This window comes from Halomicrobium sp. HArcht3-1 (genome assembly GCF_058933345.1).
Genome location: NZ_JBZYDM010000004.1, coordinates 220,214 through 246,197, shown reverse-complemented (window position 1 = coordinate 246,197; position 25,984 = coordinate 220,214). Strand labels below are relative to the sequence as shown.

Below are 25,984 nucleotides of genomic sequence, written 5' to 3'. Positions count from 1 at the left end.
CGCGTAGTCTCTCTGCCAACACGTATTACTTTCCCGTATTCATTTCAGAGATTCCAAAGAGTTAAAAATAGTCTGCTACGGGCAGCCCGTGCGAGAAGACAGCACGGCACCCGAACCCGCCACGGGAGGTGCCGTCGTTAGCGATGCCCAACGGCGCTGTGGCTCGGCGTGCGGGCTGGGCGACAAGTAGGTCAGTTCTCAGGCGACGTTGAATCCCTTATCGCGGAGGAAGTCCTCGACGCGCCCCGTGTGATTGCCCTGGAGTTCGATCTGACCGTCTTCGACGGTCCCACCACAGGCGAACTTGGACTTGAGATCAGAGGACAGGCTGTCCATGTCCACGTCGTTCGGATCGAACCCTTCGATGATCGTTACCTCCTTACCGTAACGACGCTCGTCGATGCGGATGTTAATCTCCTGAGACTCTTTAGCCACGTCTTCGCAGACGCAGAGTTCCTCAGGGAGGCCGCACGTCGAGCACACTTCCGACATTACAGTTCGCCTTACGAAATGACCGTATTAAATACTGTCGGGAGGTGTTTCGTACGCGTCAGTCAGCGAACCATCTCGTCGACCAGACGAACGGCCCGGTCTGCCCGTGTTTCGGAGGCTGTACCGGCGTAGCGGGCGCGTTCGCGGATCGTCGCGACCTCGCGCGCCCGGTCGTCTGCGTCGATGGCGTCGAGGTACTCGCGAACGGTCTCGTCGGGGCGGCGCGTCCGGTCGTGTTCCCTGCCGAGATGGTACACGAGTCGGTGAAACGCCCGCTCGATGTCGGTCTCGGGGTCCGTGCGGGGCTGGTAGTAGAGCCACAGGGTGCGGTACGCGCGCTGGCCGACCTTGCTCCGGCGGACGCCGATGGCGAGGCCGACGACGGCGAGCAGGCCGAGCGCGGTCTCCTGACGCGATGGGAGTGCCCCGCCGACACCGCCACCGGCGTCGGTCGTCACGGTGGTGGTCCCAGTGAGAGTGGGACCGGACGGGCCGTCCGCCGCCCCTGTCCCGTTCGGTCTCGGACCGGGGCGGGTGACCTCGTCGGGCCGCCCAGCGAGGTTGACCGTGGTCGTCTCGTTGTCCGGGTTCAGCGGCCGGGGGGTCGCCGTCGGCGTCGGTGACCACTCCTCGTCGCCGGTCTCGTTCGTGTCGACGCCGGTCCGATTGAGTTCGCGGGCCGACGCGACGTTCTGTTGTTCGACCGCTTCGCGGTCGCCGGCGGGCGTGGGATCGAACTGGACCCAGCCATACCCCTCGAAGTACACCTCGACCCAGGCGTGGGCGTTCAGCCCGCGGACGACCCAGCGGTCCTCGGCAACGCGCTCGCCGGGGGTGTAGCCGACGGCCAGTCGCGCCGGGATGTCCTGCGTGCGAAGCATCGTCACCATCGTCGTCGCGTAGTAGGTACAGTAGCCCGCCGACATCTCGAAGAGGAACGCGTCGGCGATGTTCCCCTCGGGTTCGCGTACGTCGAGTGAGTACTCGCGGTTGTTCTGCAGCCAGTTCTCGATGGTCAGCGCGGTCTCGTAGGGGGTCCGGGCGTTTGCTGTCAGGCGCGCCGTCCGCTCTCGCACCCGGTCCGGTGTGCTGTCGGGGAGACGCGTGAAACTCTCGTTGATCCGCGTGGGATAGGCCATCGAACTGTTGTTGAGCTGTGTCGGGGACGCGGCCGGAACGGCGCTGGTCACGCGATAGCTGTCACCGGCCGCAAGCGCCTGCTCGGTGGCGAGCGTCCCGTCACCCTGGACCAGCGTCGCGGGGTTCCCCCGTGTACGGATCGGTTTCCACGCCGCCGGCATCACGTTCGCCCGGGTCTCGGCCCGAAATCGCTGGTCGACGAGCCGTGTCGGTCCCTGCGGCGACTGTAGCTGGCCGCCGCCGTAGCTGCGGCTGTTGAGCGTGCTGACCCATCCATCGCCCGTGTAACGGTCGAAACTGCCGATCCGCCAGTACCGTGGCTCGCTACTGGTGACGGTAAAGCGCACGTTCGGCGAGAGACTGATCGGCCCCTGAACCGTGAGTTCGTCGTCGGACTGGAGCAGACTGGCCTCCAGCGTGTCGGCCCCGCCGCCGCCGAAGTCCACCGAAACACCGGCTGCCGCCGGAACGATCGACACGAGAGAGGGGACGACGACCATCAGCGCGGCCGTCACGAGGATCGTCTCTGCGTCGACGATCGGTTCGCCCCGCCGGTCGAAGTCGCCAAAGCCAAGCGCCGCGGTGCCGGCGATGACGCCCGAAAGCGTCACGAGGAGTCGCGCGTCGCCGGTCAACACGAGAAAGGCGAGCGTCGCGCCCGCGACGGCGACGGCCAGTGCGTACCGCCGACGCATCGCGAAGTACCACGTCAGGAACGTCGGTGCGGGCGTGACCGCGATCACCCACGTCCGAATGTTCGCGATGCGCAACAGCGTGTTCCCCGTCAGCAACGACAGCGTGTCCGTCAGCAGGTCACCGATCGCCGGTCGGCCGGTCAACTGCTGGACGTACCACCAGAGACCGACCGCAAGCAGGATCACACCGATGCCGACGGCAACCCGAGCCGAGAGAACGCGAGCGAGGATCGTCGCGGCGAGCAGCGAGACCGCGACGACCGCAAGGAAGCGAGCGGGGACGCCGACCACGTCGATGAAGAAGTACAGTTCCTGTAAGGCAGCGGTGAGCATCGCGGCCACGGCCAGCAGCGCCGCCACGCGCGTCTGGGCACCACTGCCGAGTCGATCGCGAAGCCCTCCGATGTCGGCGGTACTCATACGACCCCCTCCGCGACGAGTGGGTTGTCTCGCGTGCGCGTCAGCGATCCCAGATCGTGGTCCCGGTCGCCCAGCGTAACCGTCACGCCGGTCGCGTCGGCCCTGATGCGTACGTCGGCGTCGTTCCACCGTTCCTGTGGGACCTCGCCGGCAGACGCCCGCGCGAGCAGTGCCAGTGCCTGCTGCTGGTGCGTCTGGCCGTATCCGTCGTCGAGCGTCCCGTTCGGGACTGTCAGTGCAGTCGTCAGTCCAGCGCGGAGCGCGCCGACCAGCAGCGTCGCCGCCGCAGTCGCCATCTCGTCTTCGTGGCCCTCGGTCCCACGGGCGGCGATGGCGACGCCGTCGTCGCCGACCGGGTCCGTGAACTCCGTCACTAGCAGGTCGTCGCGTTTCGCACTCGACTTCCAGTGAACGTCACGCAGCGAGTCGCCGGGGACGTACTCCCGGATACGGTCGAACTCGCTGCGCTCGCCGCTGTCCAGTCCCAGTGACCGAGTGAACGTCGCATCGCCCAGTTGGTAGACGGTCGGATAGACGACGACCTCCGTGCGCGCTGGGACCTCGTGGCGCTGTTCGACCAGTCCCAGCACGTCCCGGATGGCGACCGTCGTGCCGGGAATCTCGTGGACGCCGCGGCGCTCGTAGGCCAGTTCGTAGTTGATCGTCGCCGGGAGCGTTCGCTCGATGCCGGTCGTCGCGTCGAGTCCGTCGGGTAGCTGTTCGGTGATCGCGGCGACGCCGCGTCCCTCGACAGTGAGGGTGACGGTGCGGGATTCGCCCGGGAAGCCACGTCGTGGCTGACTGCGCTCGACGGTCGGCGTGCCGGTCCGTCTGACCTGCAGCGCACCCGCGACGACGGCGATCACGATCGGTGCGGCGACGGCGTTGAGCGAGCGCGGCCCCGAAAGGTAGGCCAGCAGGACGGCCGCCGTGACCACCACCAGCGCGGCGATTCCACGGCGTGTCAGCCTCATACTCACCCTTCGACGGCGATGGTATCCAGTGCCGTCCGAACCAGTTCGCCACCGGTCTGTTCGGCCGTATCGGTGCGAATCCGGTGGGGCAGGACCACCCGGGCCTCTGTCCGCACGTCGTCGGGGATAGCGTACTCGCGGCCGTCCAGCACGGCCCGGGCCTGTGCGGCCCGCAACAGCGCGATACTCCCGCGTGGACTGACGCCCAGTTGCCCGTGTTCGCGAGTGTAGCGCGCCAGTCGGGTGGCGTAGTCTCGCAGGGGTGCCTCGATCGTCACGTCCGAGACGGTCTGTTGGGCCTGTCGGAAATCGTCGAGGGTGGCGACCGGTGAGAGACTCTCGATGGGATGGTCGCTGACGACTCGTTCGAGCATCGCCGACTCGTCGTCGGGGCTTGGATACCCGAGGTGGAGTTTCTTCATGAAGCGGTCGAGTTCCGCCATCGGGAGGTCGTAGGTGCGGTTCTGCTCGACGGTGTTCTGGGTCGCGATCACCGTGAAGGGGGTGGGCACGCCGCGGGTGGTCCCGTCGACGGTGACCTGCTCTTCTTCCATCGCTTCGAGCAGGGCAGATTGGGTCTTTGGCGGCGCACGGTTGATCTCGTCGCCCAGCACGACGTTGGCGAAGATCGGTCCGGGCTGGAACTCGAAAGTCTCGCTCTGTTGATTGTAGACGTTGACGCCGGTCACGTCCGAGGGGAGTAGATCGGGGGTAAACTGCACTCGCTTGAAACTACCGTCGAAAGAAGCGGCCACGGCTTTGGCGAGCATGGTCTTGCCGACGCCGGGCACGTCTTCGAGCAGGACGTGGCCCCCGCCGAGCATCGCCGTGAGAATGTGTTCGATTTCGTCGTGGTGACCGACGATGACCCGTTCGACGTTCTCGATCACCTGCGTCGCGACTCGGTTGGCGTCACTGAGGGCGGTGTCTGACTGTGACCCTCGTGTTGTGTCCGTATCTGTCATGGATTGCGGTCCGACGCACGCGCGCTTCGTTTCACGACTCGGGTGTCCGCCCGCCACCGGGACCCCATTGCACCACCGCGCGTGATTCCAGTCGTAGCCCTTCCTAAGGGGCCACAGTATGTAATACTGCTGCCCGTTACCTCGTCACAAGCACGACCGCCTACCACTCCTTGCAGTCGGGACAGACCAGCCCCTCGTCGCTCTCCCAGCGGTGGGCCACGACCGTCCCGCAGGCACTGCACACGTCGCCGTCCGGCGACCAGGCCGCCGTCGAGACCGCTGGCTCGGCCGCCGTCGGCGGGACCCGCTCGGCACCGTCGGTCCCGGCAGCGACGGTCGCGCCAGTACCCTCGTCGGTCGACTCGTCGTCACTGTCGTCCGGTGGATCGATGGCGTCGTCCGTGGCCGTCTGCTCGGGCGGGTCGTCCTCGCCGGTGTCGCCGACGAAGTCCGTCAGCGAGGCGTCTTCGTCCATGGCCTGCCGTTCGGTCGCTCGGCTCTTGTCACTGTCGGCGGTCGATCCAGACAACTCAAGTGCGTGCCGTCGAAACGAGGGAGCATGGAAGAAGCAATCAGTCTCGCCGGTCTCGTCGACAACCTCGTGACTCACTTCACGGGCGATCCGCTGGCACTGATGATGGCACTCTTTGGCGCGCTGTTCGTCGCCGGGGCGTCGGCCGCCTTGGGCTACCTGTCGCTGGGTGCGGCCATCGACCTGCTCATGCCCGACGTATCGAATCAGTCGCCGCCCCGAGCAGGGAAATAGCGTCCTCGGGGTCCGGCCCGAGCGGTGACGCGAAGACGACGCTGTCGGCGTATTCGAGCAGTTCCTCGGTGCGCTGGGCGACCGTCTCGGGGGTGCCCGCGAGACAGAACGCGTCTAGCATCGCGTCGCTGACGGCCGCGCCGGCCTCGCGAAAGTCGCCGGCAGAGATCGCAGCACCGACTTCCTCGGCCCGGTCCCGGTCGAGACCGTGGCGTTCTAACACCGGCGGCGGTGAGCCAGCGGCGATGAAGGCCACGGGAATGCGGGCGGCCTCGCGGGCCGCAGTTTCGTCTTCGGCCACGGAGACGCTGGCGTAGGCCGCCAGATCGAACTGGCCCCGGTCGTCCGGTCGCTCTGATTTCCCCTTCTCGACCTGTTGGGCTGCCCATTCGAGATCACGGGGATGTGCGCCGTTGTACAGCGCGCCGTCGGCGTGCTTGGCAGCCATCCGGGTCATGTGAGGACCCTGTGCGCCGACGTACACCGGGATCGATCCGGCGTCGTAGTTCAGCCCGGCGTCGTGGGCCTCGAAGGTGCCGTCGTGGTCGACGCGCTCGCCGGCCCAGAGTCGCTGTGCGACCTTGAACGTCTCCAGCACGCGCCGGAGCGGGCGGTCGTGGTCGAAGCCCAGATTCGTGAGCGTCGACTTGTCGCCGGGACCGACGCCGAAGAGGGCGCGCCCGTCGCTCATCTCGGAGAGGGTCGCGACCCGCGAGGCAAGCGTCACCGGATGGGTCTCGTAGGGGTTGGCGATACCGGGACCCAGCAGTAGCTCCTCGGTCGCCTGTGCCATCGACGCGAGCGCCATGAACTGATCGCGGTTGTTGTAGTGGTGACTGGCGAGGGCGGCGTCGAAGCCCTCCTGTTCTGCGGTCACGGCCATCTCGGTCAACGTTTCGACTGGGTGCTCGGGGGTGAGTTCGATCGCGTACATGGGTTAGTCGTACTGCCACTCGCGGAGGGCTTGCCGCACGAAGTCGGTCTCGGGGTCGCGAAAGAGCGCGTCGCTCCCGTCGTGGTCGCCGAAGTCGAAGTCCCGCACCACGGCCACGGGCGTGCCCCCGTCACCTTCGCCGGTGACGAGGTTGGCCGCGCCGGCGAGTTCGTCGACGACCGACTGGACGGTGACGCCCAGTTCCCGGCCGTCCCGGTCGGACTCGCCGCGCCAGTCACGCGACGCGGGGATGCCTGTCCACCCCAGCGCGACGCCGCGCTGACCGTGACGGAAGGGTCGCCCTGAGGTGTCGGTGACGATCACCGCGGGGTCGGCGTCGAGACCGGCGCGGATGCGCTCGGCGCTCGCTGTCGGGTCCTCGGGCAACAACAGCAGGTCGGCGTCGGGGACGTTCGAGCGGTCGATGCCAGCGTTGACCGTCGTGTGACCGAAGCGTGTGGTCGCGAGCAGGAACGGACACTCCATGCACAGTTCCTCGCTCTCCTCGATGACGGCCTGCGCGAAGCGCGGGTCCTTTTGCTCGTCGGTCAGGTCGCCGATTCGCTCGGCGATCGCACGCGCGCGCTCGCCTGCCGGGAAGTCGGCCATATCCGCCTGTCGCCCCTCCGCTTTCGAGACGATGGTACTGGCGACACAGACGACATCGTCGTCCCGGAACTGGGCTGCCTCGTCGAGCAACGCTGCCAGATCGTCGCCGGGGCGGACCTCTGGCAGTCCGTCGACCGCGAAGACTTCCATACCCCACCGTGGGGGGCGGTGGGAAAAAGGACGCCGAAAGGGGACGGTGCTGCCACCCCGTGCAATCGTTGCCGGTAGTCGCCGACTGTACCACCGAGACGATCGGCTGTCCGTCTGTGACCGGTCTCGCCACCCCGGTGTAGTGCGTCCGTGGGCGAGCGGACAGCAGGCAGTGAGACGTTACTTCGACGGCGTCTCGGAGGCGACGGGGGCCGGTTCCTCGGTCCGGCCGGCGGCGGAACGCGCCACAGGGAGCAGTCGTCCGAGCGCGACGACGACCCCGAGGGCCAGCAGCGCGACAGTGGTCGCGAGCGGTGCAGACAGGAACGCCAGCACACCAGCCACGACCGCGAGATAGCCGAGCAGGCCGGCGAGCGTGGGGTCGGATCGGGCAGTCGGCGGCCGGGCGTTCGGAGCGGTGATCGACGGTTGCATCACAGATAGAGAGAGGCCCGGCATCGCCATAAGAGTAATCTGAATGATATTTCTGTAACGGCAGTTACTGAAGATTCCTTCACCGCCGGCGGTCGACAGTTCAGTCGTCCGAGCGCTCGACGGCCACGACCTCGACGTGCTCGTCGACGACGAGCGTCAGGGTCTCGTCGTCGGCGCGGTAGGTCATCGTCGCGCGGAAGGGATCTGCGCTGCGGAGCGACGACTGATCGGGGCTGACTGCGCTGTACTCCCAGAACGGTCGGTCGCGAACGTCGATCCCGTGGTCGTAGAAGAAGGCGACGACCGCCGGTTCGCCAAGCAGCGACGCCCCGAGGTCAGACGTGATCTGGGCACCGCAGCGTTCGCACTCGTACTGAACGAACGGCATGTCGTGGAACTGTTCGTGTGGCAGTTCGTCGGGGTCGAAAAGCTGGTCGACGACCGCAACGGTCGGTGTCACACGCCCCTCACAGGACCAGCAAAAGCCGTTTTCGACGTGTTCGCGGATCGCCGCGAAGTAGCGCCCCGTCACGGCCGGGATCGCGTCCCGGTCGTAGCCCACGAACACGCCCGGCGGGACGCCCGCACGAGCGGTAACAGGGCAGTCGGCACACTCGACGCGGACGGTCTCGTCCTCGTAGTACAGCGTCCGCTCGCCGCCACAGGCCCGGCAGGGTTCGGCCAGCGGGATCGGATCGATCGATCCCTCCATCGTGTAGGCGCCGGTCTGGATCGCCCCGACCGTCTGTTTGCCCGCCAGCGTCAGCGTGTAGCCGCCCTCGGTCTTGCGAACGAACCGGTCCCGAAGCTTGTCGAGGTGGTAATTGAACTGGCCCGAATCGCGCACACCGACCGCATCGCGGAGTGTCGAGAACGTCGCCGTGTACTCGTCGGCGTCCCACAGCGCCAGCAGGATATCGACGCGCGTGCCGTCAGCGAGAGCCTTGAACACGGTCCCGGGGTCGGCCGTCTCCACGATACCGGGGTCGCTCATGGCGGGAGGATAGCGGGGCGGGCGTATAGGCATGGCGGGGCAGACGCTGGCCGCGGGACGAACCACCGCAGCCCGCGGCCCGATGGTCGACGTGTTCACCGCGGCAGCGGCGCTTTCGACGAACGGGGCCACTGGACCCGAACGGCTGCTCATACGGATTACTGTAGCGAGTTACCGGTGATCGTCGTCACGGGGGAGACGATCACCGGTACACAACGACAATAAACCGTATCAGGCCTCGATGACCTCGACATCGATCCGGCCGTCCGCGACGGTGGCGAGCAGCATAGTCGCGCGCGCGGCCGGCGACGCGCCCGTCGCCGAACCGGGGTTGAGGAGCCTGACGCCGCCGTGGACCGTGTCACGTACCTCGTGGGTGTGACCCGCGACGCCGACGGCGTCCGCGTCGGCGTCGGCGTTGGCTCGGACAATGTTTGCAACGCGGTCCTCGTAGCCGTGCTTCGAGCCGGTGCCGTGGGTGAGGACGAACGTGACACCGCCCAGTTCGACCGTCGCGACCTCGGGCAAGCCAACGTTCGGGTCGGTGTTGCCACGGACCGCGGTCAGTGCCTGCGCGAGATGCCGAACGTCCGCGACGGCCCCTTCCGAATCGAAGTCGCCGGCGTGGAGAACGTGATCTGCCGTCCCGATGCGCTCGCGGAAGGCGTCGGGAATGTGACTGGCACGGGAGGGGATGTGCGTGTCGCTGATGATGGCAATCTCCATGTGCTAACTTCGAGTGGACCGGTCGAAAAGGTCGTGGTCGGCGCTTGCCCCAAGCTTTGATTCCCATGCCGGACGACGTATCGGCATGGACGACCGGGCCGTCGTCACCTGCTTCCTGCGCCATCGCGGCGACGTGCTGCTGTGTCGCCGGAGCGACGCCGTCGGCTCGTACGCGGGGCTGTGGGGCGGCGTCGCCGGCCACGTCGCCACCGACGAGGGCGAGACTCGCAACCCCGAGGCGGCCGCGCGTGCGGAGATCACCGAGGAGACCGCCATGCCGGCCGACGCCGTCACGCTCGTCCGGGCCGGCGACTCGTTCACGCTGCCCGACGACGGTCTCGGCGTGCGCTGGCAGGTCCACCCGTTCCTGTTCGACGTGGCCGAACGGGGACGGTCCGACCCACGCGCCGTCGAACCAAACCGCGAGATCGCCGAATGGGCGTGGGTCCCGCCGACAGCGATCCTGCGCCGCGACTGCGTCCCGGCGCTATGGACGGCCTACGACCGGGTCCGCCCGCGCGTCGGGACCGTCCAAGAGGACCGGGCACACGGGTCCGCGTGGCTCTCGGTGCGCGCGCTCGAAGTGCTTCGCGACGAGGCGGCGCTTTCGGTCGCCGGGCGTCGTCGGGACCGAGAGCGCCGGGAGTGCGACGGCGACGACTGGCCGGCACTCGCGGCGCTGGCCGAGTCGCTGCTCGCCGCCCGGCCGTCGATGGCCGTCGTGGCGAATCGCGTCAATCGTGCGATGGCCGACGCCAACGAGGCGGCGACGCCGGCGGCCGTCGAGACCGCCGCCAGCGACGGCATCGAACGGGCGGGACAGGCCGACGAGCGAGCGGCAGCGACCGCTGGCGACAGATTGCCCGACCGGATCGCGACGCTCTCGCGGTCGGGGACGGTACTGGCAGCGATCGACGAGACCGCACCCGAGGCGGTGCTGGTCGCCGAGTCGCGACCCGGCCGCGAGGGGGTCGGCGTCGCCGAAGAGTTGGCCGACGAGACGGCAGTGACGCTGACGACCGACGCCGCCTTCCCGGCCGAACTCCGGCGATGGGACGCCGAGGCGCTCGTCGTCGGGGCCGACCGCGTCCTGCCGGACGGACGCGTCGTCAACAAGGTCGGAACCCACGCCAGCGCGCTCGCGGCGCGGGCGGTCGGGATTCCCTGCTACGTCGTCACGGCCAGTGACAAGGTCGCAACCGACGACAGCGTCGACCGGGAGGAGCGGGCGGCGACGGAGCTATACGACGGCACAGCACCGCTCTCGGTCGCGAACCCGACGTTCGACGTGACGCGCGCGGACGCGATCACCGCGATCCTGACCGAGCGGGGTGCGCTCACCGGGGACGACATCGCGACGGTCGCCGCACAACACCGACGATCGCGGCGCTGGCTGGACGGGTGAGAGTGTCGCTGCCACGACGGCGCGGTCGTTCGACAGACGGACCACGACTCCCTTGTCGCGCGGGTACGTACTGTCGCGTATGATCGACCCGACGCGTTCCCGGCGCGAACTGCTCGCCAGCACCGCGACCGCGCTCGTCGCGCTCGCCGGATGCCAGAGCGAGTCGTCGGACCCGGAGCCAGTGACCCTCGACGGCAGCGAGAACTGCGATCAGTGTGGCATGGTCGTCGGCCAGCACCCCGGACCGGCCGGCCAGACGTACTACGAGGACAACAGCCCACCGGGTCACGACCCGCCGGCGCGCTTCTGTAGCGCCGTCTGTACGTACCGCCACCGCTTCCAGACCGAACAGCAGGGCTGGACGCCGACCGTGACCTATCTGACCGACTACAGTCGCGTCGACGCCGCGGTCAGCGACGAGGGCGGCGCGGCCGTCGTCGCCAGACACCTCGACGCGGACGCGTTCACGGAGACGGGGGCGCTGACGGTCGTCGTCGGCAGCGACGGACAGGGTGCGATGGGACCGGCGCTGGTCCCGTTCGGCGACGAGGCAGACGCCGAGGCGTTCGTCGACGACTACGGCGGCCAGACGATCCCGGCGACCGATATCTCGCGGGAAGTCGTCGCCCGCGGGTGAGCCACGCACACTGGCTCGGCGAGACCCGGCCGGCGACGACCGCTCACCGAAAGCCGGCCCAGAGCGTCGCCACGGTGGCGCTGCCGGCCCACCAGAACGCGAGGCTCGCGAGTGCGACGCCCGTCGGCACGAACCCGGAGCGGGCCTCGAAAGCGACGTACAGCACGTGTTCGAACACGAGTCCGCGGTAGGCACCCGACGGGAACAGGCCGAGCACCGTCCCGAGTGTGGACTCGGTCACGAGCCCGGCGTCCAGCGCGGCCAGTGTCGTCACGTCGGTGCCCGCGACGACGAACAGGAGACCGAACAGCCCCAGCAGGATCGCCCGGCGGCGGGCGTTGGCCGCGGCCGACAGCGCGACTGCGACGGCGAGCGTGACCAGACCAAGGACGGCGGTGAGTGCGACGAACCGGACGTACAACAGCGGCGAGTCGACACCGCGGTGGCTCGCGAGCACCGTCGTCTCCGGTCCGGCCGTCGTCGCGACGTGGACGCCCAGTGCGAACAGGGGGACGACGATCACGGCCAGCAGCGCGACGGCGCGGCCGGCGTAGACGCCGGCGACGTAGGTCCACGGCGAGAGCGGATACGTCTCCAGAACCGCCGGCTCGCCTCGGCTGGCTGCGTCGGCGAGCGAGCGATACCCGATCGCGACCGCGACGGCGGGCACCAGCACCTGAACGACCACGAGCAGGTCCACGACCGTCGGGACGTACCCGCCGGTGGGACCGCCGCCCGCACGGGCGACACCGAAGACGGCGACGGCGACGGTCACCAACAGGACGGCCGTGACGCGCGTCCGAACCAGCCCGCGGACCTCGCGGGCGAAGACAGTCCAGAACCGATCCAGTGCGGTCGTCACGTCTCGACACCTCCGCCGACGGCGGCCGTCGGATCGGCCAGCAGATCGGCGAACGTCTCGTGCAGCGGTCCGCCCGTCCGCTCGCGCAACTCGGCCGGTGTGCCGGTCGTCGCGACGCTGCCGGCTTCGATGACGACTACCTGATCGGCGGTCCGCTCGACCAGCGGGAGGGCGTGGGAACTGAGGACGACAGCCCGCCCCTCGGCAGACAGCGAGTCGATCACGTCGAAGATCCGCTCGCTCATCGCCGGATCGAGACCGCTCGCCGGCTCGTCCAGCGCCAGCACCGGCGGGTCGCCGGCCAGTGCCTGTGCGATCCCCAGCAGTCGCGTCATCCCGCCCGAGAGCGCTTCGACCGGTCGATCCGGGACGGCCGTGAGACCGACGCGTTCGAGGAGTCGGTCGGGGTCGTCGTCCACGAGCGCGGCGTAGAACGCCGCCGTCTCGCGAACGGTGTCGCCCGGCCGGAACGTCGGGCGCTGGGGCAGATAGCCGACCTGCCGTCGGGCATCGCTGTCCGCGTAGGTGACATCGCCCGCGGTGGCGCGTTCGATCCCGAGCAACACCTCCAGCAGGGTCGTCTTGCCCGAGCCATTCGGACCGATCAGGGCCGTCACGGCGTCGCTCGGGACGGTCAGTGAGACCCCATCGAGGGCGGTCACGTCGCCGTACGTTCGGCGAACGTCGGTCGCGCGCAGTGGGGCGTCCGTCACGTCGATGCACCTCCGTCGGTCGTCTCGTTGCGTGCCATAGCGAGGAGTTCGGGGTTCGCAGGGTCGGTCAGCGGTGCGGTGTCGACGATACTCGCGGAGCGAAAGCCCGGTGTCGTCCCGCGCAGCGCCCGCAAAGCGCGGACGCTCGGGGCCTCACGCAGGACGACGGCCGGATCGCTCCGGTGGAGTCGTCGGTCGATCGAGTCGGTCGGAGAGTACGGCCGGGCCAGCGTCGGGCCGTCGCCGGTGAGGTCGTACGCGCCGCTCCAGTAGTTGCCACGGCCCGCGTGCGTGTAGATGCGAAGCGGACCGGGGCCGGTCGTCGCGGGGCGGTCGTTGTCCACGAAGTCGTTGGCGACGACCCGATTCGAGGGGACGACCGTCGAGGCGGTCACGCCGATCTCGTTGCGGTAGAGGACGTTGTGCTCGTACAGCGACTGACCGGCGTTCGTCGACAGCCCCCGGTTCGTGTCGACGACGACGTTTCGCGCGATGTAGCTCTGTGCGCCAGCGGTGAGGATGCCGCTGCCCGAGTGGCGCACGTCGTTGCCGACGATGGCGTTACCGGTCGGACTCGTCATGACGACGACGCCGGCGTACTGCTGGCCCCGCGCTCGGTTGTCCGCGATCAGCGCGTCGGAGGTGTACATCAGATGCGTTCCAAAGCGGTCGTCGCGGAACGTGTTCGACCTGACGACCGTCCCGTCGGCGCGGTGGAGATACACGCCGTCACGGCCACCGTCGAACGTCGAGTGCTGCACGACGACGGCGTCGTACATCCCAATGACGCCCATGAAACCGTCGCGCCAGTAGTCGGTGCCGTCGACGGTGACGTTCTCGACCACTGCGCCGGGGGTGCGAACGAGGACGACCGCGCTGGCGGGCGTCTCGACGTGCAGATCGGCGACGTACGGCATCGAGACGTTGGTCGCGGCGACGGCGGCGTCGCTCTGCCCGTAGCTCTTTCGGACCGTCGCATCCCAGGAGCCTGACGTGTTGACCGGGTCACCGAGCGTCGTGTTCCCGACGCCGGTGATGTCGACGCCGACGAGCGCGACCCGGTCGGCCGTCACCGTCACGACCGTGCCGTCGTCGCCCCCGTCGAGCGTGGCGTTCGCACCGCGAAGCGTCAGCGGCTTGTCGACGGTGATCGGGCCGTCGTAGCTCCCCGCGGGGAGTCGGATCGTCGTGTTCGCCGGTGCGCGGTCGATGGCGGCCTGAACGGTGGGGGCGTCGCGGCCGACGACTATCGACACCGGTCGCGTGCGCAGCGCCCGTGCGGCCCCGACCTGCTCGTCGGCACGCTCGTGTCTGGCGTCGACGCGCTCACGGACCGCTTGGGCGGCGTCGTCGGGTGCCGGACGCTCGCGGACAGTCGCCCAGTCGACGACGCGCCCACCACAGCGGCCGGTGAACGCGACGGCGTCCGATCGGTCGGCAAAGGGCACGATCACCGGCCCGGCGGGGCTTCGGGCATCGCTGTCGACGACGTAGTGTGCGTCGGCGGCGGGCACCCACGACGGTGACGCAGACGTGTGGAGCAGGCCGTCGTCGTCACAGCGGATCGAGACCTGGCTGTAGTCCGAGACCGACACCGAGAGCGGGTAGCCGAACTGTCGAGTGCGGTCGGGCGCGTCGAGGGCGGCCGCGGCCTGATCGATGCCAGCGTAGCCCACGACGTACCGGAACTGGGAGTAAAACACCTCGGCGCGCGGGACGCTCACCTCTCGCTCGCGGACGACCTGTTCGGTCTCCATCGTCAGCCCGACCTCGACCGTCTCGTCGAAGGCCACCGGATCGGGCCGAGCGCTCCCGACATCGGCCGTGAACGCTCCGGCCACGACCAGCGCGGCCAGGACCACGCCCCCGACCGCGAACCACTGCCACATCGTCAGGTCGAATCGGCCCATCTATCGTCCGGTACTCGGTACGCGCCCAAACGTCGTGTGGTTCACCCGTCGAACCGTCACGATCGGTCGGCCGCGGTACCGTCGAGCAAGCGTCGTCGCGCGCTCGAATCGATCATGTCACACGCTACGACCGCCGAAAGGCGGCCTGGTACGACGGTCGAACGCCGCTCACCTCGGTCGGTCGTGCGGTCTACACCTGTCCGGCGAACGTCGCCAGATCGACGACGAGGATAAAGAGGACGACCAGCGCCGCGATCAGCATGATCACCTTGAGGTACCACGGGAGTCCGTCGGCGTCGGCTGCTGTCTCGCTCATAGCCGGTCGTACGTGCCGAGACTACCTGTATCCTCTGGCGTCGAGGCTCACTCCTCGATTCTGGGGCCGGGCTTCCAGGTGTTGCCTTCGAGGACCACCAGATCGTAGCGTTCGAGCACCTGCATCGTCTCGACGACGGCCGCGGCGTCGTACTCGGCGGCCATCTCGCCGGGCAGTTCGTCGGCGATCGCACTGCGTGTGCCACCGCCCATCCGCTTGACGGTGTCAAGCAGCGTCTCCAGATCGGACGAAAGCGGCGCGAGCGCGTCCGGGCGGCTCTGTTCGGATTTCAGTTTCGACACCACGTCCTCGTACTGGCCCGTGATCTCCATCGATACGGCGACACCGTCCGCGTCTTGCTGCTCGTCTTCGGACATACTGGCAAGCGAAGGGCAGATGCGTCAAAAGTGTTTCCACAGTCGTCCAGCAGTGGCGGTTTCGACGGCAGGTACGCACGCCCCGTCACTCGAACGCGAGATCGACGGCGAAAGTGTCGTGTTTTGACGGTATCACGACGGTATCGAGATGATCGAACTCACCCGCTCGTGTCCGCAGCGGTGTCGAGGGAGTTGCCCTCGACGTTCTCTGTGGTGATCGAATCGACGATCGCACCGTTTCGGATGGCCGCTCGAAGCCCCGTCTCGGCGACGTTACCGCCGTGTTCGGCCGTTCGAACGAGACTGTCGAGGACGCGAACGAGCCGATAGTCCGTCCCATCGGCGTCGAAGTGCTCGCGTTCGATCACTGTGGCTTGCTCGCGAACTCGGTCACGCGCCGCCAGCGCCTCTCGGGCGGTCTGGACGCCGGCATCGTCGATGAGGACCTGTACCGCGTCCTCGACGACGGCGCGGGCGTCAGCACCGAGATCACAGAGCGAGTCGACAGTCGCTGGGTCCGGCTGCTCGACCGCCGTGGCCGCCGTCGCGATCCGCTCTGCGTGGTCGGCGACGCGCTCCAGTTCGCGAGCCGCGATCCACAGTTCGAACAGTTCCGGCCGGCGCTGGCCGAGCGCATCGACCTCGTCGAGACGGTCGATACCGCGACCGAAGTGACGGTCGACCATCGCCGCCAGTCGGTCCGCCTGTTCGTCTCTGTCGGCGAGGTCGCCAGCCCCGCCGTTCGAGAGCAGCCCCGTCGCGTCGCGGTGCATCGACAGGGCGACGAACGACAACTGACGGACCGACTGTGTGATCGACACCTCGCTGGGATCGAGCATCGTCTGGACGGTCACCTGCGTGGTCGACTCCTCGGCCACGGTAACGCCAGTCATGTTCCGGGCGACCGCCTCGATCCGCTGGCGCTGCTGGCTCTCGAAGCCGTCCGTCGTCTCGAACCGGATCGCGGAGACGCCGGCCGCGTAGGCCGCCCGCAGCGTCTGTTCGAGCGTGTCGGGCGACTCGTCGGCGACGGTGACGCTGATCGGATCGGTCGCGTCGTCCGGTTCCCGTGCCTCGACGACCAGCACACCGTCGACGTGCGTGTGAAGGTCGACGGTCGATCCGGCGTCGAGGTCCTGTGCCTCGGCCCACGCCTTGGGCAGTGACACGGTGTAGGTGCCGCCGCCGACGGTCTGGATCTTGCGCGAGTCCATGTTACCCGAACTTGCCGGTGATGTAGTCCTCGACGCGCTGGCTCTCGGGGTTCTCGAAGATCTTGTCCGTGTCGTCGTACTCGACGAGTTCGCCGCCAGTGAGGAACACGGCCGTCTGATCGGATATCCGGGCGGCCTGCTGCATGTTGTGAGTGACGACGACGACGGTGTAATCTTCCGCGAGTTCCTCGATCAGATCCTCGATCTTGGCGGTGGCGATCGGGTCCAGTGCGGAGGCTGGCTCGTCCATCAACAGCACGTCGGGATCGGTCGCCAGTGCACGAGCGATACACAGCCGCTGTTGCTGCCCGCCGGAGAGACCGAGTGCGTTGTCGTCGAGGCGGTCGCTCACTTCGTCCCACAGCGCCGCCTGTTTCAGCGTCCGCTCGACCAGTTCGTCTTCTTCGTCGGTGTCGTCCCGGCCCAGCAGGCGCGCCAGCAGCCCTTTGTTGATGTCACCGTGTTTCCGCGGGCCGTAGGAGATGTTGTCCCGGATCGACTTCGGGAAGGGGTTCGGTGCCTGAAACACCATCCCCACGCGCTTGCGAAGCTCGACGAGGTTCGTGCCGTCCTGATAAATCTCCTCGCCGTCGAGTGCGACCGACCCGTCGATCCGGGCCGTCTTCACCCGGTCGTTCATCCGATTCAGACACCGCAGGAACGTCGATTTCCCACAGCCGGAGGGACCGATCAGCGCCGTCACGCTCTCGCTGGGAATGTCCATCGAGACGCTCTTGAGCGCGTGGTCGTCGCCGTAGTACACGTCGAGGTCCTCGACGGCTAGCTTCGGCCGGCCCGCAAAGTCGTAGTCGCGCCACTCCGTCTTGACCTCTTCTTGGGACTCGCCGCTGGTGGTCAGTTGCTCGCTCGCTGCTCCGGTCTCGGCTTCGGTCTGATCGATTTGTGCATCACTCATGGTGTAGTTTCCTCCTGAAGTACAGTCTGCTGCCGACGCCGATGGCGTACAGCGCGATCACCACCAGCAAGAGTACGAGCGCGGTCCCCCAGCCGAACTCCTGGTTCGTGAAGATATCCTTGGGGAACACGCCGGCGGTGATCGTCGAATAGAGTTGGTAGGGCAGCGCGCTGGCCGGCGACAGCAGCGCCTCGTTGGTGATAAACGGTGGATTCGGCGTCAGCTGGAACGATCCCAGCACGTTCGGCGTGTTGCTCGGGTAGGGCGCGCCACCGAACACGAGCAAGAGCGGGGCGGTCTCACCGGCGATCCGACCGACGCCCAGGATCACGCCCGTGATCGTGCCGGGCATCGCCGCCGGCACCACCACCGACCGGATCGTCTGCCACTTCGTCACGCCAAGCGCCGCGCTCGCGTCGCGATATTCGTCGGGGACGGCCAGAATCGCCTCTCGGCTCGTAATCAAGACGAGCGGCAGGAGCATGAACCCGAGCACGAGCTGGCCGACGATGATCGAGTTGCCGCCGCTGATCCGTGGCACGAGGAAGGCCAGCCCGAACAGGCCGAAGACGATGCTCGGGGTCGACCACAGGCCGTTAGTCGCCACTTCGACGACCTGGGTGAAGCGGCCGCGCTCGGCGTACTCGGTGAGGAACACAGCCGCGCCGACGCCCAGCGGGACCGCGAAGAGGACGGCGCCGAAGACGAGCCACAGCGTCCCGATCGTCGCCGGCAGTACACCGGGAATCTCGACGAACAGTCCGCCCGTGACGTTCGTCAGGAACGGGAACGACGGCCACGGCAGCGACAGGCCAAAGAGCGAGAGTGTGCCGCCCAGCAGCGACGCGCCGGTGAGCATCGTCTTCAGTCCGTTGACGACAATGAAACCGATCAGCAGCAAGAGGACCGCGAGCATCCCGAAGACGACGGTGCCGATCAGCGCGAACGCGCCGGCTTCCCGACCTTGCGCGCCGAAGCCCTCCTTGGCTTTCGCCCCGCTCCAGGCGGCAAGCAGGGTGCCGAAGATGACGACGACGGGGACGAGTTCGCTCCCGGGGAAGATCGCCGAGGACCACTCGGGTTCCCAGGTCCAGCCGGCGTTGATCTGACCCAGCGCGATCGCCCCGCCGAGCAGGGCGAGGATCACGGCGACTGGAACTGTCGAGCCGATGTCCTCGCGGGGGAGAACGCCGGCGACGCTGCCGATCGCGCCGAACAACAGTGCTGCCGGGATCCAGACGACGGTGCCAGCGCCGAGGAACGTCGTGGCGACGAGCGCGCCGAGCACGGACCACAGCAGGCCGAAGACGACGCCGACGGTGAAACCGGCCGTGTCAGAGGGCGTCGTGTCGAGGGCTTCCAGTCGAGAGGCGACGCCGATAGCGACGAGGCCGACGGCGGTAATGAGCAACCCCGCGCCCAGCAGTTTGAGGATCGACACGCCGCCGACGGTGGCGGTCTCGTCGATCCACTGGAAGATGAGTGCCCATGAGGCGACGAAGGCGACGAAGCTCACGCCAAGGATGCCGTAGGCAGCCAGTTCGCTCGTGGTCGATTCCCCGCTCTGGAGTGCCGTGGACTGGACGTTGCTCATTGGTCACCTCGTAGTTTCTTCTGCATGCGCCACTCGACGAACTGGGACGTCACGGAGAGGACCATCACCATGAAAAAGAGGACGACGCCGCCGGCGAACAGCGCGCTCATCTGGAGGCCACTGGCGTTGCCGCCCTCGAAGGCAATCACTGTGGTGAGTGTCTCGCCGTAGCGGCCGAACACGTCGATAAAGGGAGTCGGGAAGCCCTTGGTGTGGGAAAGCATGACCGTCGCGGCCATGGTCTCACCCATCGCACGTCCGATTCCAAGGAGAATCCCAGCGGAGACACCGGAGAGAGCGGCGGGGATGGTGACTGACTTGGTGGTCTGCCACTCGGTCGACCCCATCGCCAGCGACCCACTTTTCATCGATTCAGGAACGGTCGAGAGGGCGTCTTCAGCGACGGTGACGATGGTCGGCAGCGCCATAATGCCGATCATGATGCCGGCGGCGAAGTAGTTGCCAATCGTTGGGGTGCGAAATTCGGTGTAGAGGTATTGATTGACGATCGTCAGGCCGATGAACCCGTACGTGATCGAGGGGATACCGGCCATGAGTTCGATGCCGGGCTTGACGACTTCGCGGACGCGGGTTGGTGCCATCTCGGAAATAAACACCGCGCCGGCGATGCCCAGTGGCGCGGCAATGATCGTCGCGATGACGGTCGTGATCGCCGTCCCGACCATCATCGGGGCGAGCGACCAGATTCGGCCACCGTTCCCGCCCCACAGCGAGTCGACTGGCTGGGTCTTGAAGAGGAGATCGAGACCCATCTGGCCGACGACCGGGAGCGAGCGCAACAGGAGGAACGAGATGATTAACGCCAGAATCGCAACCGTGATGATCGTCGTCAGAAACGTCAGTCCCTTGGCAGCCTCGGCCTGGTAGCGAACCCAGCCGTAGCCGATCGTCGAAAGAAAGCCGATGGCGGGGAGGACCGTCCACTGTGAGCCGAGGAAAAAGAGCAAGAAGGTGAGAAGGAGCCAGAACGCGACGAGACCGTGCATCAGGATTGCTCCGTCCTCGGTCCGGGACCGGTAGTCCCGCGCGCGTTGTCGTAAGTCAGCGCCGTCGAGCAGTACTTGGAGCATCCTTGAATCGAGTAGTGCGTTCGGGGTAATTGTTAGTTTCTGTTCGGCCCGACTGCGGGAACCTCACTCGTAGTTGTCGGGGGAGACCTTCTCTCGCTGGGCTTCCAGGCGGTCCTCGGGGAGCTTGAAGTAGTTGTTGCCGGCGACGAACTGCTCTTGGCCGAAGTCAGAGAGGACGAAGTTCAGGAAGGCCGCTTCCTTGCGGGAGGTGTCCTCCCACGTGTAGGCGTGCAGGTCACGCGAGAGCGGGTACTCTTGTGCGCCGAGGTTGTTGCCGTACTCGTAGAGTGTTCCGTCGATCTCGAGGCCGATCGGCGGCGTTGCGCCGTCCGGCTCGACGAACGCGAGCGCGATGTAGGCGATAGCGTTGTCGGCCTGGCCGATTGTCTGCTGGAGTTGCTGGTTCTGACCGAAGCGCTGGTCGGGGCTGATCGACGCTTCGGGGTCGCCGTAGACGTTGTTCCGGAATGCGGTGTCGGTCCCGGACCCTTCGGCGCGCCCGAGCGCGAGGATCTCGCGGTCCGGACCGCCGACTTCGCTCCAGTTGGTGATCTCTTTCCGGTAGATCTGCTTGAGCTGATCGAGCGTGATCGACTCGACGCCGGCCTCCGCGATCTCACGGGAAACGACGATCGGCTGGCCGTCGACGCCGACGACGTGGTCGGTGAAGTTGTCCAGTTCCTCGTCGCTGACGTCGCTGCCGGAGAGTTCTGCCTCTGCCGGAGCGGAGGAGTTCCCGAGATCGACGCGCTCTTCCATGACTCCCTCGATACCGGTCCCGGAGTGAGACAGTGCAATCGAGACGCGGAAGGCGGGACTCGAGCGCTCGCCCGTCGCTTCGTAGCCGTAGTGACTGGCGAAGTAGTCGGCCAGGCGCTGGTCGGTCTCGTACTGGTCGGCCCACTCCTGGGGCCAGTAGTCCCCGTCACCAGTCTCCGGGTTTGAATTCCAGTAGCTCGCCCCGTCATTCGTGATCGGGAACACGGTCGAGGAACCGTCGCCTGTCAGGACACTCGTGTCCGTGCCGTCCGAACTCGATCCCCCATCGTCAGTCGATTCACCAGTGCTCCCGGAGTTCTGTGAACAGCCAGCGAGCGCCGCCGCGCCCGCTGCCCCTGTGCTTACCACGAACCGTCGACGCGAGAGCGTTCCGTTCGAGTCCGCTGTCATCATCTGAACCGTACTCTGGGGTGGGTAAATATCCTACTATGAAGAATACAAATAGATACGTAATCTATATATCTATATATTTGGTACTGAGATGCACGTATATTTTCTTGGGGTGAACAACGAATATGAACGGGTAGCCGTCTCACGGGTGACAGGTTTAATCGGCGATTTATCGGAGTATCTGTAGTTGAAAGCAGCTTTTAGCTGATCGAAGCGAACCACTGCGAACGATATAGGGATCACGCGACCGTCGCTATATAGTTCCCCATGGGTTTATGTTGGAGTAGGGTCGATGGGGCGACATGGAGACGCGAAAGGTGCAGGTGACGGGTGGCTCGACGTACACTGTCTCGCTGCCCAAGGAGTGGGCTACTGCAAACGACGTGAGTGCCGGCAGTGTCGTCGAGTTTCACGCAGAAGAAGATCTCCTCTTGCTCTCACCGCGACGTGAGAACGACCGAGTGGAGGGAACACTCGACATCAGTGGACTGGAAGAAGACCACGAACTGACTCGGGCCGTCATGACGATGTACGTCAGCGGCTTCGACGTGATCACGCTCGAAACAGCGCGCATCTCGGCCGAACAGCGCCGTGTCATCCGTAACGCGGTGCAGGGTCTCGTCGGACTGGAAGTGATCGAGGAGACTTCCGACCGGGTCGTCCTGCAGGACCTGCTCGACTCCTCGGAGTTGTCGGTTCACAACGCGATCACGCGGATGCAACTGGTCTCGCTGACGATGCTCGAAGACGCCATCGAGGCGCTGATCGAGGACGACGACGACCTCGCCGAGGACGTGAAACAGCGCGACGAGGACGTGGACCGCCTCTGGTACATGGTCTCGCGCGTGTTCCGCACCGTGCTTCGCAATCCGACGGCCGCCACGGACATCGGCTTCCCTCGCGAGACTGTCTTCGACTATCAGTCCAGCGCCCGACAGCTCGAACGCATCGCCGACCACGCGACCAAGATCGCCGACCTCTCACTGGAGATCGATGCCATCAGCGGCGAGACCGCAACGAAGCTCCGAGAGCTACAGGGTGAAGCCGTCACCGTGCCCGAAACCGCGATGGAGGCGCTGCTCGCCGACGATTCCGGCGAGGCGACCGAACTCGCAAACGAGGCCCGAGGGAACATCCGTGCCGTCGACGATCTCGCCCGCGACGTCGACAAGCAGGTCCGCGAAGCCGACCCACAGAGCGCACAGGTCCTTGGACTCGTCGTCGACTCGCTCTCGCGGACGGCGGACTACGGCGGCAACATCGCCGAGAGCGCCCTCCAGAAAGCAGCACCGCGGCCGTGAATCACCACCAGCCTATTCGCCGCCTTCGGCGGCTCCGTGAGACAGGGCGGAGCGCCTGTCAAAACGTCTCGATCTCGCGCTGCTCGACCGAGTGAATTGGGCAATTCACCGGGTCCTCCGGACCGCTCGTTCGCGTGAATGCTGGTCTTTCAGTGGTCAGTACAGTCTGGCGACTGACCAACTGCCAATAATACTGGGAGTGTTTGAACACCGTGCTTGGTATGCCATGTCGCAGTCATATGTGAGCGCCGTTCGACAGGACAAGTATATGAAAGCTACGCAGTCCGGTTTTGATACGGCTATTGCTGCTCTTGCAGACCCCTATCGACGACAGTTGCTACTCGCACTTCTCGATCATAATCCACAGGATGATGAAGACAACGACCCGCTTGATTTGATTGCCGAGAATGGTGAGCCAGACGTACTTGAAACCGAAATGGTCCACAAACATCTACCGAAACTCAAAGCGATGGGATATATCACGTGGAACCGTAGTGAGAACGATATTAGTAAGGGGCCAAAGTGGGACGAAATCGAACCGTTACTTGAACTAATCGACAACCACCGAGATGAACTCCCGGATGGCTGGATTTAAAACCGGGATATCGATCATTCCCCAGATTACTGAGCAGCAGCTGCAATCAACCGCGGATCACTCTCTCACTCGTCACCGTAGTGTCGCCGCAGCACCGAGGCGGCACCTTCTGCCGTCTTTCGGTAGGCACGATCACCGTCGGGCGTCCGAACGGCGTACGCGTAGGTCTTGCTGTCGGGTTCGTACCAGTGCTCGCTGTACTGCTCCAGTGGCCCCATCACGCCGCCGTCGGCCTCTGGAGTCGTCCCGTCGGTGTCGAACGCAGGAGTCGTCGAACCGTCCGTCGCCGTCTGGGATTCCTCCGTCTCGGTCTCTGCCGTCGCTGCGTCGTGGTCCGTGCCCGTCACGAGCAAGTCGCCCTCGACCGGGTACGGACTCGTCAGCCCCGGGACCGGATCGTCGCGTTCGGCGGCTTCGAGCGTCTGCGCCATCAGTGTCGCCTGTGTGCTGCGCTCGGCTTCGTCCGGCCCCGGTCGACGCTGTTCGTAACTGCCGTCCGAGCGCATCTCCCACACCTGACGGTTGTCGGCAAGCGTCAGTTCGAGGATGAATTTGAGCTGTCGCCGGATCGTCGGGTCCTCGACCGGTGTGACCGCCTCGACCCGGTAGTCGAGGTTGCGCGTCATCCAGTCGGCACTGCCGATGAAGTAGCGCGGCTCGCCCCCGTCGTCGGCGCGTGCGCCGTTCTCGAAGTAGAAGATCCGCGAGTGTTCGAGGAAGCGCCCGACGACGCTGTACACGTCGACGTTCTCGCTGACCCCCTCGATGCCGGGACGCAAGCGACAGATGTCCCTGACGATCAGGTCCACGTCGACGCCGGCCATCGACGCCCGATACAGTTCCTCGACGATCTTCGGGTCTTCCAGTCCGTTGACCTTCGCGACGATCCGGGCCGGCCGGCCCGCCTGGGCGTGCTGGGCCTCTCGCCGAATATAGCGGGTGAACCGCTCGCGCATCGTCACGGGTGCGATCAGGAGCTTTCGGAACTGCTCGTCCAGCGAGGGACCGGTGAAGAAGTTGAACACCTTCACGAGGTCCTGTCCGATGTCCTTGTCCGCGGTCAACAGTCCGAGGTCGACGTAGCCTTTGGCGGTCCCGGAGTGGTAGTTCCCGGTCCCGACGTGAGAATACAGTTCGACGCCGTCGTCCTCCTCTCGGACGACGAGCGCGGTCTTGGTGTGGGTCTTCAGTCCGATGGTGCCGTAGGCGACGTGGATGCCGTGTTCTTCGAGCGTGCGGACCCATTCGAGGTTGTTCTGCTCGTCGAAGCGAGCCTTGAGTTCGACCATCACCGCGACTTGCTTGCCGTTCTCGGCGGCGTCGATCAGCGACTGGATCACCTGCGAGTCGCTCGTCGTCCGATAGATCGCCGCTTTGACCGCCAGCACGTTCGGGTCGGAGGCGGCCTCGTCGAGGAACGCCTGCACGGTCTGTCTGAAGTCGTGATAGGGGTGATGGAGCAGGATGTCTGTCTTACCCACCTGCTCGAAGACGCTCTGCTGTTCGGTCGTGTGCTCGCCGATCGTCGTTCGGTCGGTGGCCGTCAGTTGCGGATGTGGCTGGGGTGTCCACTGCTCGCGCTTGAGGTCCGGCCGGTCGAGATCGAGCAGCATGTCGAAGTCGCGGTAGTCAAGTGGCCCCTCGCGCTCGTAGATCTCCCGGTCGTCGAGGTCCAGTTGCTCCTGCAGCGTCGAGAGTGCGCGCGGGTGTGCGTCTGCTTCGATCTCCAGTCGGACGACAGAAGCGAACCGCCGCTGTTCGATGACCTCCTCGATCATGTCGATGAGATCCTCTGCGACCTCCTCGTTGCGTCGCACTTCGGCGTTGCGCGTCAACCGAAAGAGGGCGGTGTCGACGATCTCGACGTTGGGCAAGAGGAGATCGAGATTCTCGCGGATGATCGCCTCGATACGGACGAATCGGCCGCTGTCGTCGATCTCGATCAGGCGCGGTCGGTTCGGCGGAATCTTCACACGCGTGAAGGTGAGTTCGTCGCTCGGTGATTGCCGGGTCATGATCCCCAGCGACAGCGACCGATTCGAGATGAAGGGGAACGGATGGGCGGGATCGAACGACAGCGGGGTGAGCGTCGGCAGCACCGAGTCCTCGAAGTACCCGCGAAGTTCGTCACGCTCGCTCGCCGCGAGGTCGTCGTAGTCGACGATCTCGATGCCGGCGTCGGCCAGCGCCGGTCGCACCACGTCGCGGTAGCAGGCCGTCTGGGCGGCGAACATCGGTTCCATCCTGTCGTGGATCGCCTCCCACTGTGCCTGTGGCGTCCGTCCGTCCGGCGTCCGGTCGGTGACGCCGGCTTCGATCTGTTGTTTCAGTCCGCCGACGCGCTTCATCACGAACTCGTCCATGTTCCGAGTGAAAATCGAGAGGAAGCGCACGCGTTCGAGCAGCGGGGTCCGGTCGTCCTCTGCCTCGTGGAGTACCCGCCGCTGGAACGCCAGTTCACTCAGTTCGCGATTGAGATACAGCTCCGGATCTTGCAGATCCACGTCGGCGTCCGGTTCGAAGGGTTCGATCCCGATATCGTCGGTCGCCAGCGTGTCGTCGCGGTCGGCCTCGTCTGTCATC

Annotated in this window: 26 protein-coding genes; 5 read left to right on the top strand and 21 right to left on the bottom strand. The window is 66.3% G+C overall.

The genetic code is table 11. The features are described from left to right. Positions 1 to 198: 198 nt before the first annotated feature. From yciH to AC5FRW_RS08800, 5 genes are all read right to left on the bottom strand, one after another. Entirely contained in the window at positions 199 to 492 is a 294-nt protein-coding gene (gene yciH, locus AC5FRW_RS08820; protein WP_493568074.1) for a stress response translation initiation inhibitor YciH, read from the bottom strand. 62 nt (positions 493 to 554) lie between these two features. Further along, positions 555 to 2,747 (bottom strand): transglutaminase TgpA family protein, encoded by a 2,193-nt coding sequence (locus tag AC5FRW_RS08815; RefSeq protein ID WP_493568073.1) that lies wholly within the window; start codon positions 2,745 to 2,747, stop codon positions 555 to 557. Further along, positions 2,744 to 3,721, bottom strand: a complete 978-nt coding sequence (locus tag AC5FRW_RS08810) for a DUF58 domain-containing protein (protein ID WP_493568072.1) — start codon at positions 3,719 to 3,721, stop codon at positions 2,744 to 2,746. The genes AC5FRW_RS08815 and AC5FRW_RS08810 overlap by 4 nt, the downstream gene beginning before the upstream one ends. A 2-nt stretch (positions 3,722 to 3,723) precedes the next feature. After that, positions 3,724 to 4,686 (bottom strand): AAA family ATPase, encoded by a 963-nt coding sequence (locus AC5FRW_RS08805; protein ID WP_493568071.1) that lies wholly within the window; start codon positions 4,684 to 4,686, stop codon positions 3,724 to 3,726. Positions 4,687 to 4,846: 160 nt separating this feature from the next. After that, positions 4,847 to 5,161: a DUF7573 domain-containing protein gene (locus AC5FRW_RS08800; RefSeq protein WP_493568070.1), complete on the bottom strand. Its 315-nt coding sequence runs from the start codon at positions 5,159 to 5,161 to the stop codon at positions 4,847 to 4,849. A gap of 84 nt (positions 5,162 to 5,245) precedes the next feature. Between AC5FRW_RS08800 and AC5FRW_RS08795 the strand changes: the two genes are divergently transcribed. Then, positions 5,246 to 5,452 (top strand): DUF8024 family protein, encoded by a 207-nt coding sequence (locus tag AC5FRW_RS08795; RefSeq protein WP_493568069.1) that lies wholly within the window; start codon positions 5,246 to 5,248, stop codon positions 5,450 to 5,452. On the opposite strand, the gene AC5FRW_RS08790 is transcribed toward AC5FRW_RS08795, so the two are convergent. The 5 genes from AC5FRW_RS08790 to AC5FRW_RS08770 all read right to left on the bottom strand — a co-directional run bounded on the left by AC5FRW_RS08790 (position 5,406) and on the right by AC5FRW_RS08770 (position 9,300). Further along, entirely contained in the window at positions 5,406 to 6,386 is a 981-nt protein-coding gene (locus AC5FRW_RS08790) for a 5,10-methylenetetrahydromethanopterin reductase (RefSeq protein WP_493568068.1), read from the bottom strand. The genes AC5FRW_RS08795 and AC5FRW_RS08790 overlap by 47 nt on opposite strands. A gap of 3 nt (positions 6,387 to 6,389) precedes the next feature. Next, complete coding sequence (locus AC5FRW_RS08785) at positions 6,390 to 7,145, bottom strand: coenzyme F420-0:L-glutamate ligase (protein ID WP_493568067.1); 756 nt, start codon at positions 7,143 to 7,145, stop codon at positions 6,390 to 6,392. Between the two features lie 180 nt (positions 7,146 to 7,325). After that, positions 7,326 to 7,580 (bottom strand): hypothetical protein, encoded by a 255-nt coding sequence (locus tag AC5FRW_RS08780; RefSeq protein WP_493568066.1) that lies wholly within the window; start codon positions 7,578 to 7,580, stop codon positions 7,326 to 7,328. 100 nt (positions 7,581 to 7,680) lie between these two features. After that, complete coding sequence (locus AC5FRW_RS08775) at positions 7,681 to 8,574, bottom strand: winged helix-turn-helix domain-containing protein (RefSeq protein ID WP_493568065.1); 894 nt, start codon at positions 8,572 to 8,574, stop codon at positions 7,681 to 7,683. Between the two features lie 231 nt (positions 8,575 to 8,805). Then, on the bottom strand, positions 8,806 to 9,300 hold the full coding sequence (locus AC5FRW_RS08770; protein WP_493568064.1) for a metallophosphoesterase family protein: 495 nt from the start codon (positions 9,298 to 9,300) through the stop codon (positions 8,806 to 8,808). An 85-nt stretch (positions 9,301 to 9,385) separates the two neighbouring features. On the opposite strand from AC5FRW_RS08770, the gene AC5FRW_RS08765 reads away from it, so the two are divergent. Together AC5FRW_RS08765 and AC5FRW_RS08760 are read left to right on the top strand one after the other, a co-directional pair. After that, a complete protein-coding gene (locus AC5FRW_RS08765; protein WP_493568063.1) occupies positions 9,386 to 10,705 on the top strand; it encodes an eIF2B alpha/beta/delta subunit family protein in 1,320 nt (439 codons plus the stop codon). A gap of 79 nt (positions 10,706 to 10,784) precedes the next feature. Then, positions 10,785 to 11,342: a nitrous oxide reductase accessory protein NosL gene (locus AC5FRW_RS08760; protein ID WP_493568062.1), complete on the top strand. Its 558-nt coding sequence runs from the start codon at positions 10,785 to 10,787 to the stop codon at positions 11,340 to 11,342. Between the two features lie 43 nt (positions 11,343 to 11,385). Here the strand turns inward: AC5FRW_RS08760 and AC5FRW_RS08755 are convergent, their stop codons facing one another. From AC5FRW_RS08755 to AC5FRW_RS08710, 10 genes are all read right to left on the bottom strand, one after another. After that, positions 11,386 to 12,204, bottom strand: a complete 819-nt coding sequence (locus tag AC5FRW_RS08755; RefSeq protein ID WP_493568061.1) for a hypothetical protein — start codon at positions 12,202 to 12,204, stop codon at positions 11,386 to 11,388. Then, positions 12,201 to 12,917: an ABC transporter ATP-binding protein gene (locus AC5FRW_RS08750; RefSeq protein ID WP_493568060.1), complete on the bottom strand. Its 717-nt coding sequence runs from the start codon at positions 12,915 to 12,917 to the stop codon at positions 12,201 to 12,203. Before AC5FRW_RS08750 ends, AC5FRW_RS08755 begins: the two co-directional genes overlap by 4 nt. Then, positions 12,914 to 14,827 carry a NosD domain-containing protein gene (locus AC5FRW_RS08745; RefSeq protein ID WP_493568059.1) on the bottom strand — a complete coding sequence of 638 codons (1,914 nt, stop codon included), beginning with the start codon at positions 14,825 to 14,827 and terminating at the stop codon, positions 12,914 to 12,916. Before AC5FRW_RS08745 ends, AC5FRW_RS08750 begins: the two co-directional genes overlap by 4 nt. 190 nt (positions 14,828 to 15,017) lie before the next feature. Next, the gene (locus AC5FRW_RS08740; RefSeq protein ID WP_493568058.1) at positions 15,018 to 15,143 is read right to left on the bottom strand and encodes a hypothetical protein; all 126 of its coding nucleotides are present in this window, start codon (positions 15,141 to 15,143) and stop codon (positions 15,018 to 15,020) included. Between the two features lie 47 nt (positions 15,144 to 15,190). Next, complete coding sequence (locus AC5FRW_RS08735) at positions 15,191 to 15,520, bottom strand: hypothetical protein (protein WP_493568057.1); 330 nt, start codon at positions 15,518 to 15,520, stop codon at positions 15,191 to 15,193. Between the two features lie 158 nt (positions 15,521 to 15,678). Beyond that, positions 15,679 to 16,734, bottom strand: a complete 1,056-nt coding sequence (locus AC5FRW_RS08730) for a PhoU domain-containing protein (RefSeq protein ID WP_493568056.1) — start codon at positions 16,732 to 16,734, stop codon at positions 15,679 to 15,681. A gap of 1 nt (position 16,735) precedes the next feature. Beyond that, positions 16,736 to 17,650: a phosphate ABC transporter ATP-binding protein PstB gene (gene pstB, locus AC5FRW_RS08725; RefSeq protein ID WP_493568055.1), complete on the bottom strand. Its 915-nt coding sequence runs from the start codon at positions 17,648 to 17,650 to the stop codon at positions 16,736 to 16,738. After that, positions 17,643 to 19,244, bottom strand: a complete 1,602-nt coding sequence (gene pstA, locus AC5FRW_RS08720) for a phosphate ABC transporter permease PstA (RefSeq protein ID WP_493568054.1) — start codon at positions 19,242 to 19,244, stop codon at positions 17,643 to 17,645. Before pstA ends, pstB begins: the two co-directional genes overlap by 8 nt. Then, positions 19,241 to 20,335 carry a phosphate ABC transporter permease subunit PstC gene (gene pstC / locus AC5FRW_RS08715; RefSeq protein ID WP_493568053.1) on the bottom strand — a complete coding sequence of 365 codons (1,095 nt, stop codon included), beginning with the start codon at positions 20,333 to 20,335 and terminating at the stop codon, positions 19,241 to 19,243. Before pstC ends, pstA begins: the two co-directional genes overlap by 4 nt. 63 nt (positions 20,336 to 20,398) lie before the next feature. Next, a complete protein-coding gene (locus tag AC5FRW_RS08710) occupies positions 20,399 to 21,505 on the bottom strand; it encodes a PstS family phosphate ABC transporter substrate-binding protein (RefSeq protein WP_493568052.1) in 1,107 nt (368 codons plus the stop codon). A gap of 302 nt (positions 21,506 to 21,807) precedes the next feature. On the opposite strand from AC5FRW_RS08710, the gene AC5FRW_RS08705 reads away from it, so the two are divergent. Together AC5FRW_RS08705 and AC5FRW_RS08700 are read left to right on the top strand one after the other, a co-directional pair. Then, positions 21,808 to 22,806, top strand: a complete 999-nt coding sequence (locus AC5FRW_RS08705) for a PhoU domain-containing protein (protein ID WP_493568051.1) — start codon at positions 21,808 to 21,810, stop codon at positions 22,804 to 22,806. A gap of 268 nt (positions 22,807 to 23,074) precedes the next feature. Further along, positions 23,075 to 23,401 (top strand): ArsR family transcriptional regulator, encoded by a 327-nt coding sequence (locus AC5FRW_RS08700; protein WP_493568050.1) that lies wholly within the window; start codon positions 23,075 to 23,077, stop codon positions 23,399 to 23,401. A gap of 65 nt (positions 23,402 to 23,466) precedes the next feature. On the opposite strand, the gene ppk1 is transcribed toward AC5FRW_RS08700, so the two are convergent. After that, positions 23,467 to 25,983: a polyphosphate kinase 1 gene (gene ppk1, locus AC5FRW_RS08695; protein WP_493568049.1), complete on the bottom strand. Its 2,517-nt coding sequence runs from the start codon at positions 25,981 to 25,983 to the stop codon at positions 23,467 to 23,469. Between the last annotated feature and the right edge of the window lies 1 nt (position 25,984).

What these genes read in the sequence shown, in the direction of transcription:
- yciH (WP_493568074.1), bottom strand. Translation starts at nt 492, where the DNA reads ATGTCGGAAGTGTGCTCGACGTGCGGCCTCCCTGAGGAACTCTGCGTC.
- AC5FRW_RS08815 (WP_493568073.1), bottom strand. Translation starts at nt 2,747, where the DNA reads ATGAGTACCGCCGACATCGGAGGGCTTCGCGATCGACTCGGCAGTGGT.
- AC5FRW_RS08810 (WP_493568072.1), bottom strand. Translation starts at nt 3,721, where the DNA reads ATGAGGCTGACACGCCGTGGAATCGCCGCGCTGGTGGTGGTCACGGCG.
- AC5FRW_RS08805 (WP_493568071.1), bottom strand. Translation starts at nt 4,686, where the DNA reads ATGACAGATACGGACACAACACGAGGGTCACAGTCAGACACCGCCCTC.
- AC5FRW_RS08800 (WP_493568070.1), bottom strand. Translation starts at nt 5,161, where the DNA reads ATGGACGAAGACGCCTCGCTGACGGACTTCGTCGGCGACACCGGCGAG.
- AC5FRW_RS08795 (WP_493568069.1), top strand. Translation starts at nt 5,246, where the DNA reads ATGGAAGAAGCAATCAGTCTCGCCGGTCTCGTCGACAACCTCGTGACT.
- AC5FRW_RS08790 (WP_493568068.1), bottom strand. Translation starts at nt 6,386, where the DNA reads ATGTACGCGATCGAACTCACCCCCGAGCACCCAGTCGAAACGTTGACC.
- AC5FRW_RS08785 (WP_493568067.1), bottom strand. Translation starts at nt 7,145, where the DNA reads ATGGAAGTCTTCGCGGTCGACGGACTGCCAGAGGTCCGCCCCGGCGAC.
- AC5FRW_RS08780 (WP_493568066.1), bottom strand. Translation starts at nt 7,580, where the DNA reads ATGCAACCGTCGATCACCGCTCCGAACGCCCGGCCGCCGACTGCCCGA.
- AC5FRW_RS08775 (WP_493568065.1), bottom strand. Translation starts at nt 8,574, where the DNA reads ATGAGCGACCCCGGTATCGTGGAGACGGCCGACCCCGGGACCGTGTTC.
- AC5FRW_RS08770 (WP_493568064.1), bottom strand. Translation starts at nt 9,300, where the DNA reads ATGGAGATTGCCATCATCAGCGACACGCACATCCCCTCCCGTGCCAGT.
- AC5FRW_RS08765 (WP_493568063.1), top strand. Translation starts at nt 9,386, where the DNA reads ATGGACGACCGGGCCGTCGTCACCTGCTTCCTGCGCCATCGCGGCGAC.
- AC5FRW_RS08760 (WP_493568062.1), top strand. Translation starts at nt 10,785, where the DNA reads ATGATCGACCCGACGCGTTCCCGGCGCGAACTGCTCGCCAGCACCGCG.
- AC5FRW_RS08745 (WP_493568059.1), bottom strand. Translation starts at nt 14,827, where the DNA reads ATGGGCCGATTCGACCTGACGATGTGGCAGTGGTTCGCGGTCGGGGGC.
- AC5FRW_RS08740 (WP_493568058.1), bottom strand. Translation starts at nt 15,143, where the DNA reads ATGAGCGAGACAGCAGCCGACGCCGACGGACTCCCGTGGTACCTCAAG.
- AC5FRW_RS08735 (WP_493568057.1), bottom strand. Translation starts at nt 15,520, where the DNA reads ATGTCCGAAGACGAGCAGCAAGACGCGGACGGTGTCGCCGTATCGATG.
- AC5FRW_RS08730 (WP_493568056.1), bottom strand. Translation starts at nt 16,734, where the DNA reads ATGGACTCGCGCAAGATCCAGACCGTCGGCGGCGGCACCTACACCGTG.
- pstB (WP_493568055.1), bottom strand. Translation starts at nt 17,650, where the DNA reads ATGAGTGATGCACAAATCGATCAGACCGAAGCCGAGACCGGAGCAGCG.
- pstA (WP_493568054.1), bottom strand. Translation starts at nt 19,244, where the DNA reads ATGAGCAACGTCCAGTCCACGGCACTCCAGAGCGGGGAATCGACCACG.
- pstC (WP_493568053.1), bottom strand. Translation starts at nt 20,335, where the DNA reads ATGCTCCAAGTACTGCTCGACGGCGCTGACTTACGACAACGCGCGCGG.
- AC5FRW_RS08710 (WP_493568052.1), bottom strand. Translation starts at nt 21,505, where the DNA reads ATGACAGCGGACTCGAACGGAACGCTCTCGCGTCGACGGTTCGTGGTA.
- AC5FRW_RS08705 (WP_493568051.1), top strand. Translation starts at nt 21,808, where the DNA reads ATGGAGACGCGAAAGGTGCAGGTGACGGGTGGCTCGACGTACACTGTC.
- AC5FRW_RS08700 (WP_493568050.1), top strand. Translation starts at nt 23,075, where the DNA reads ATGAAAGCTACGCAGTCCGGTTTTGATACGGCTATTGCTGCTCTTGCA.
- ppk1 (WP_493568049.1), bottom strand. Translation starts at nt 25,983, where the DNA reads ATGACAGACGAGGCCGACCGCGACGACACGCTGGCGACCGACGATATC.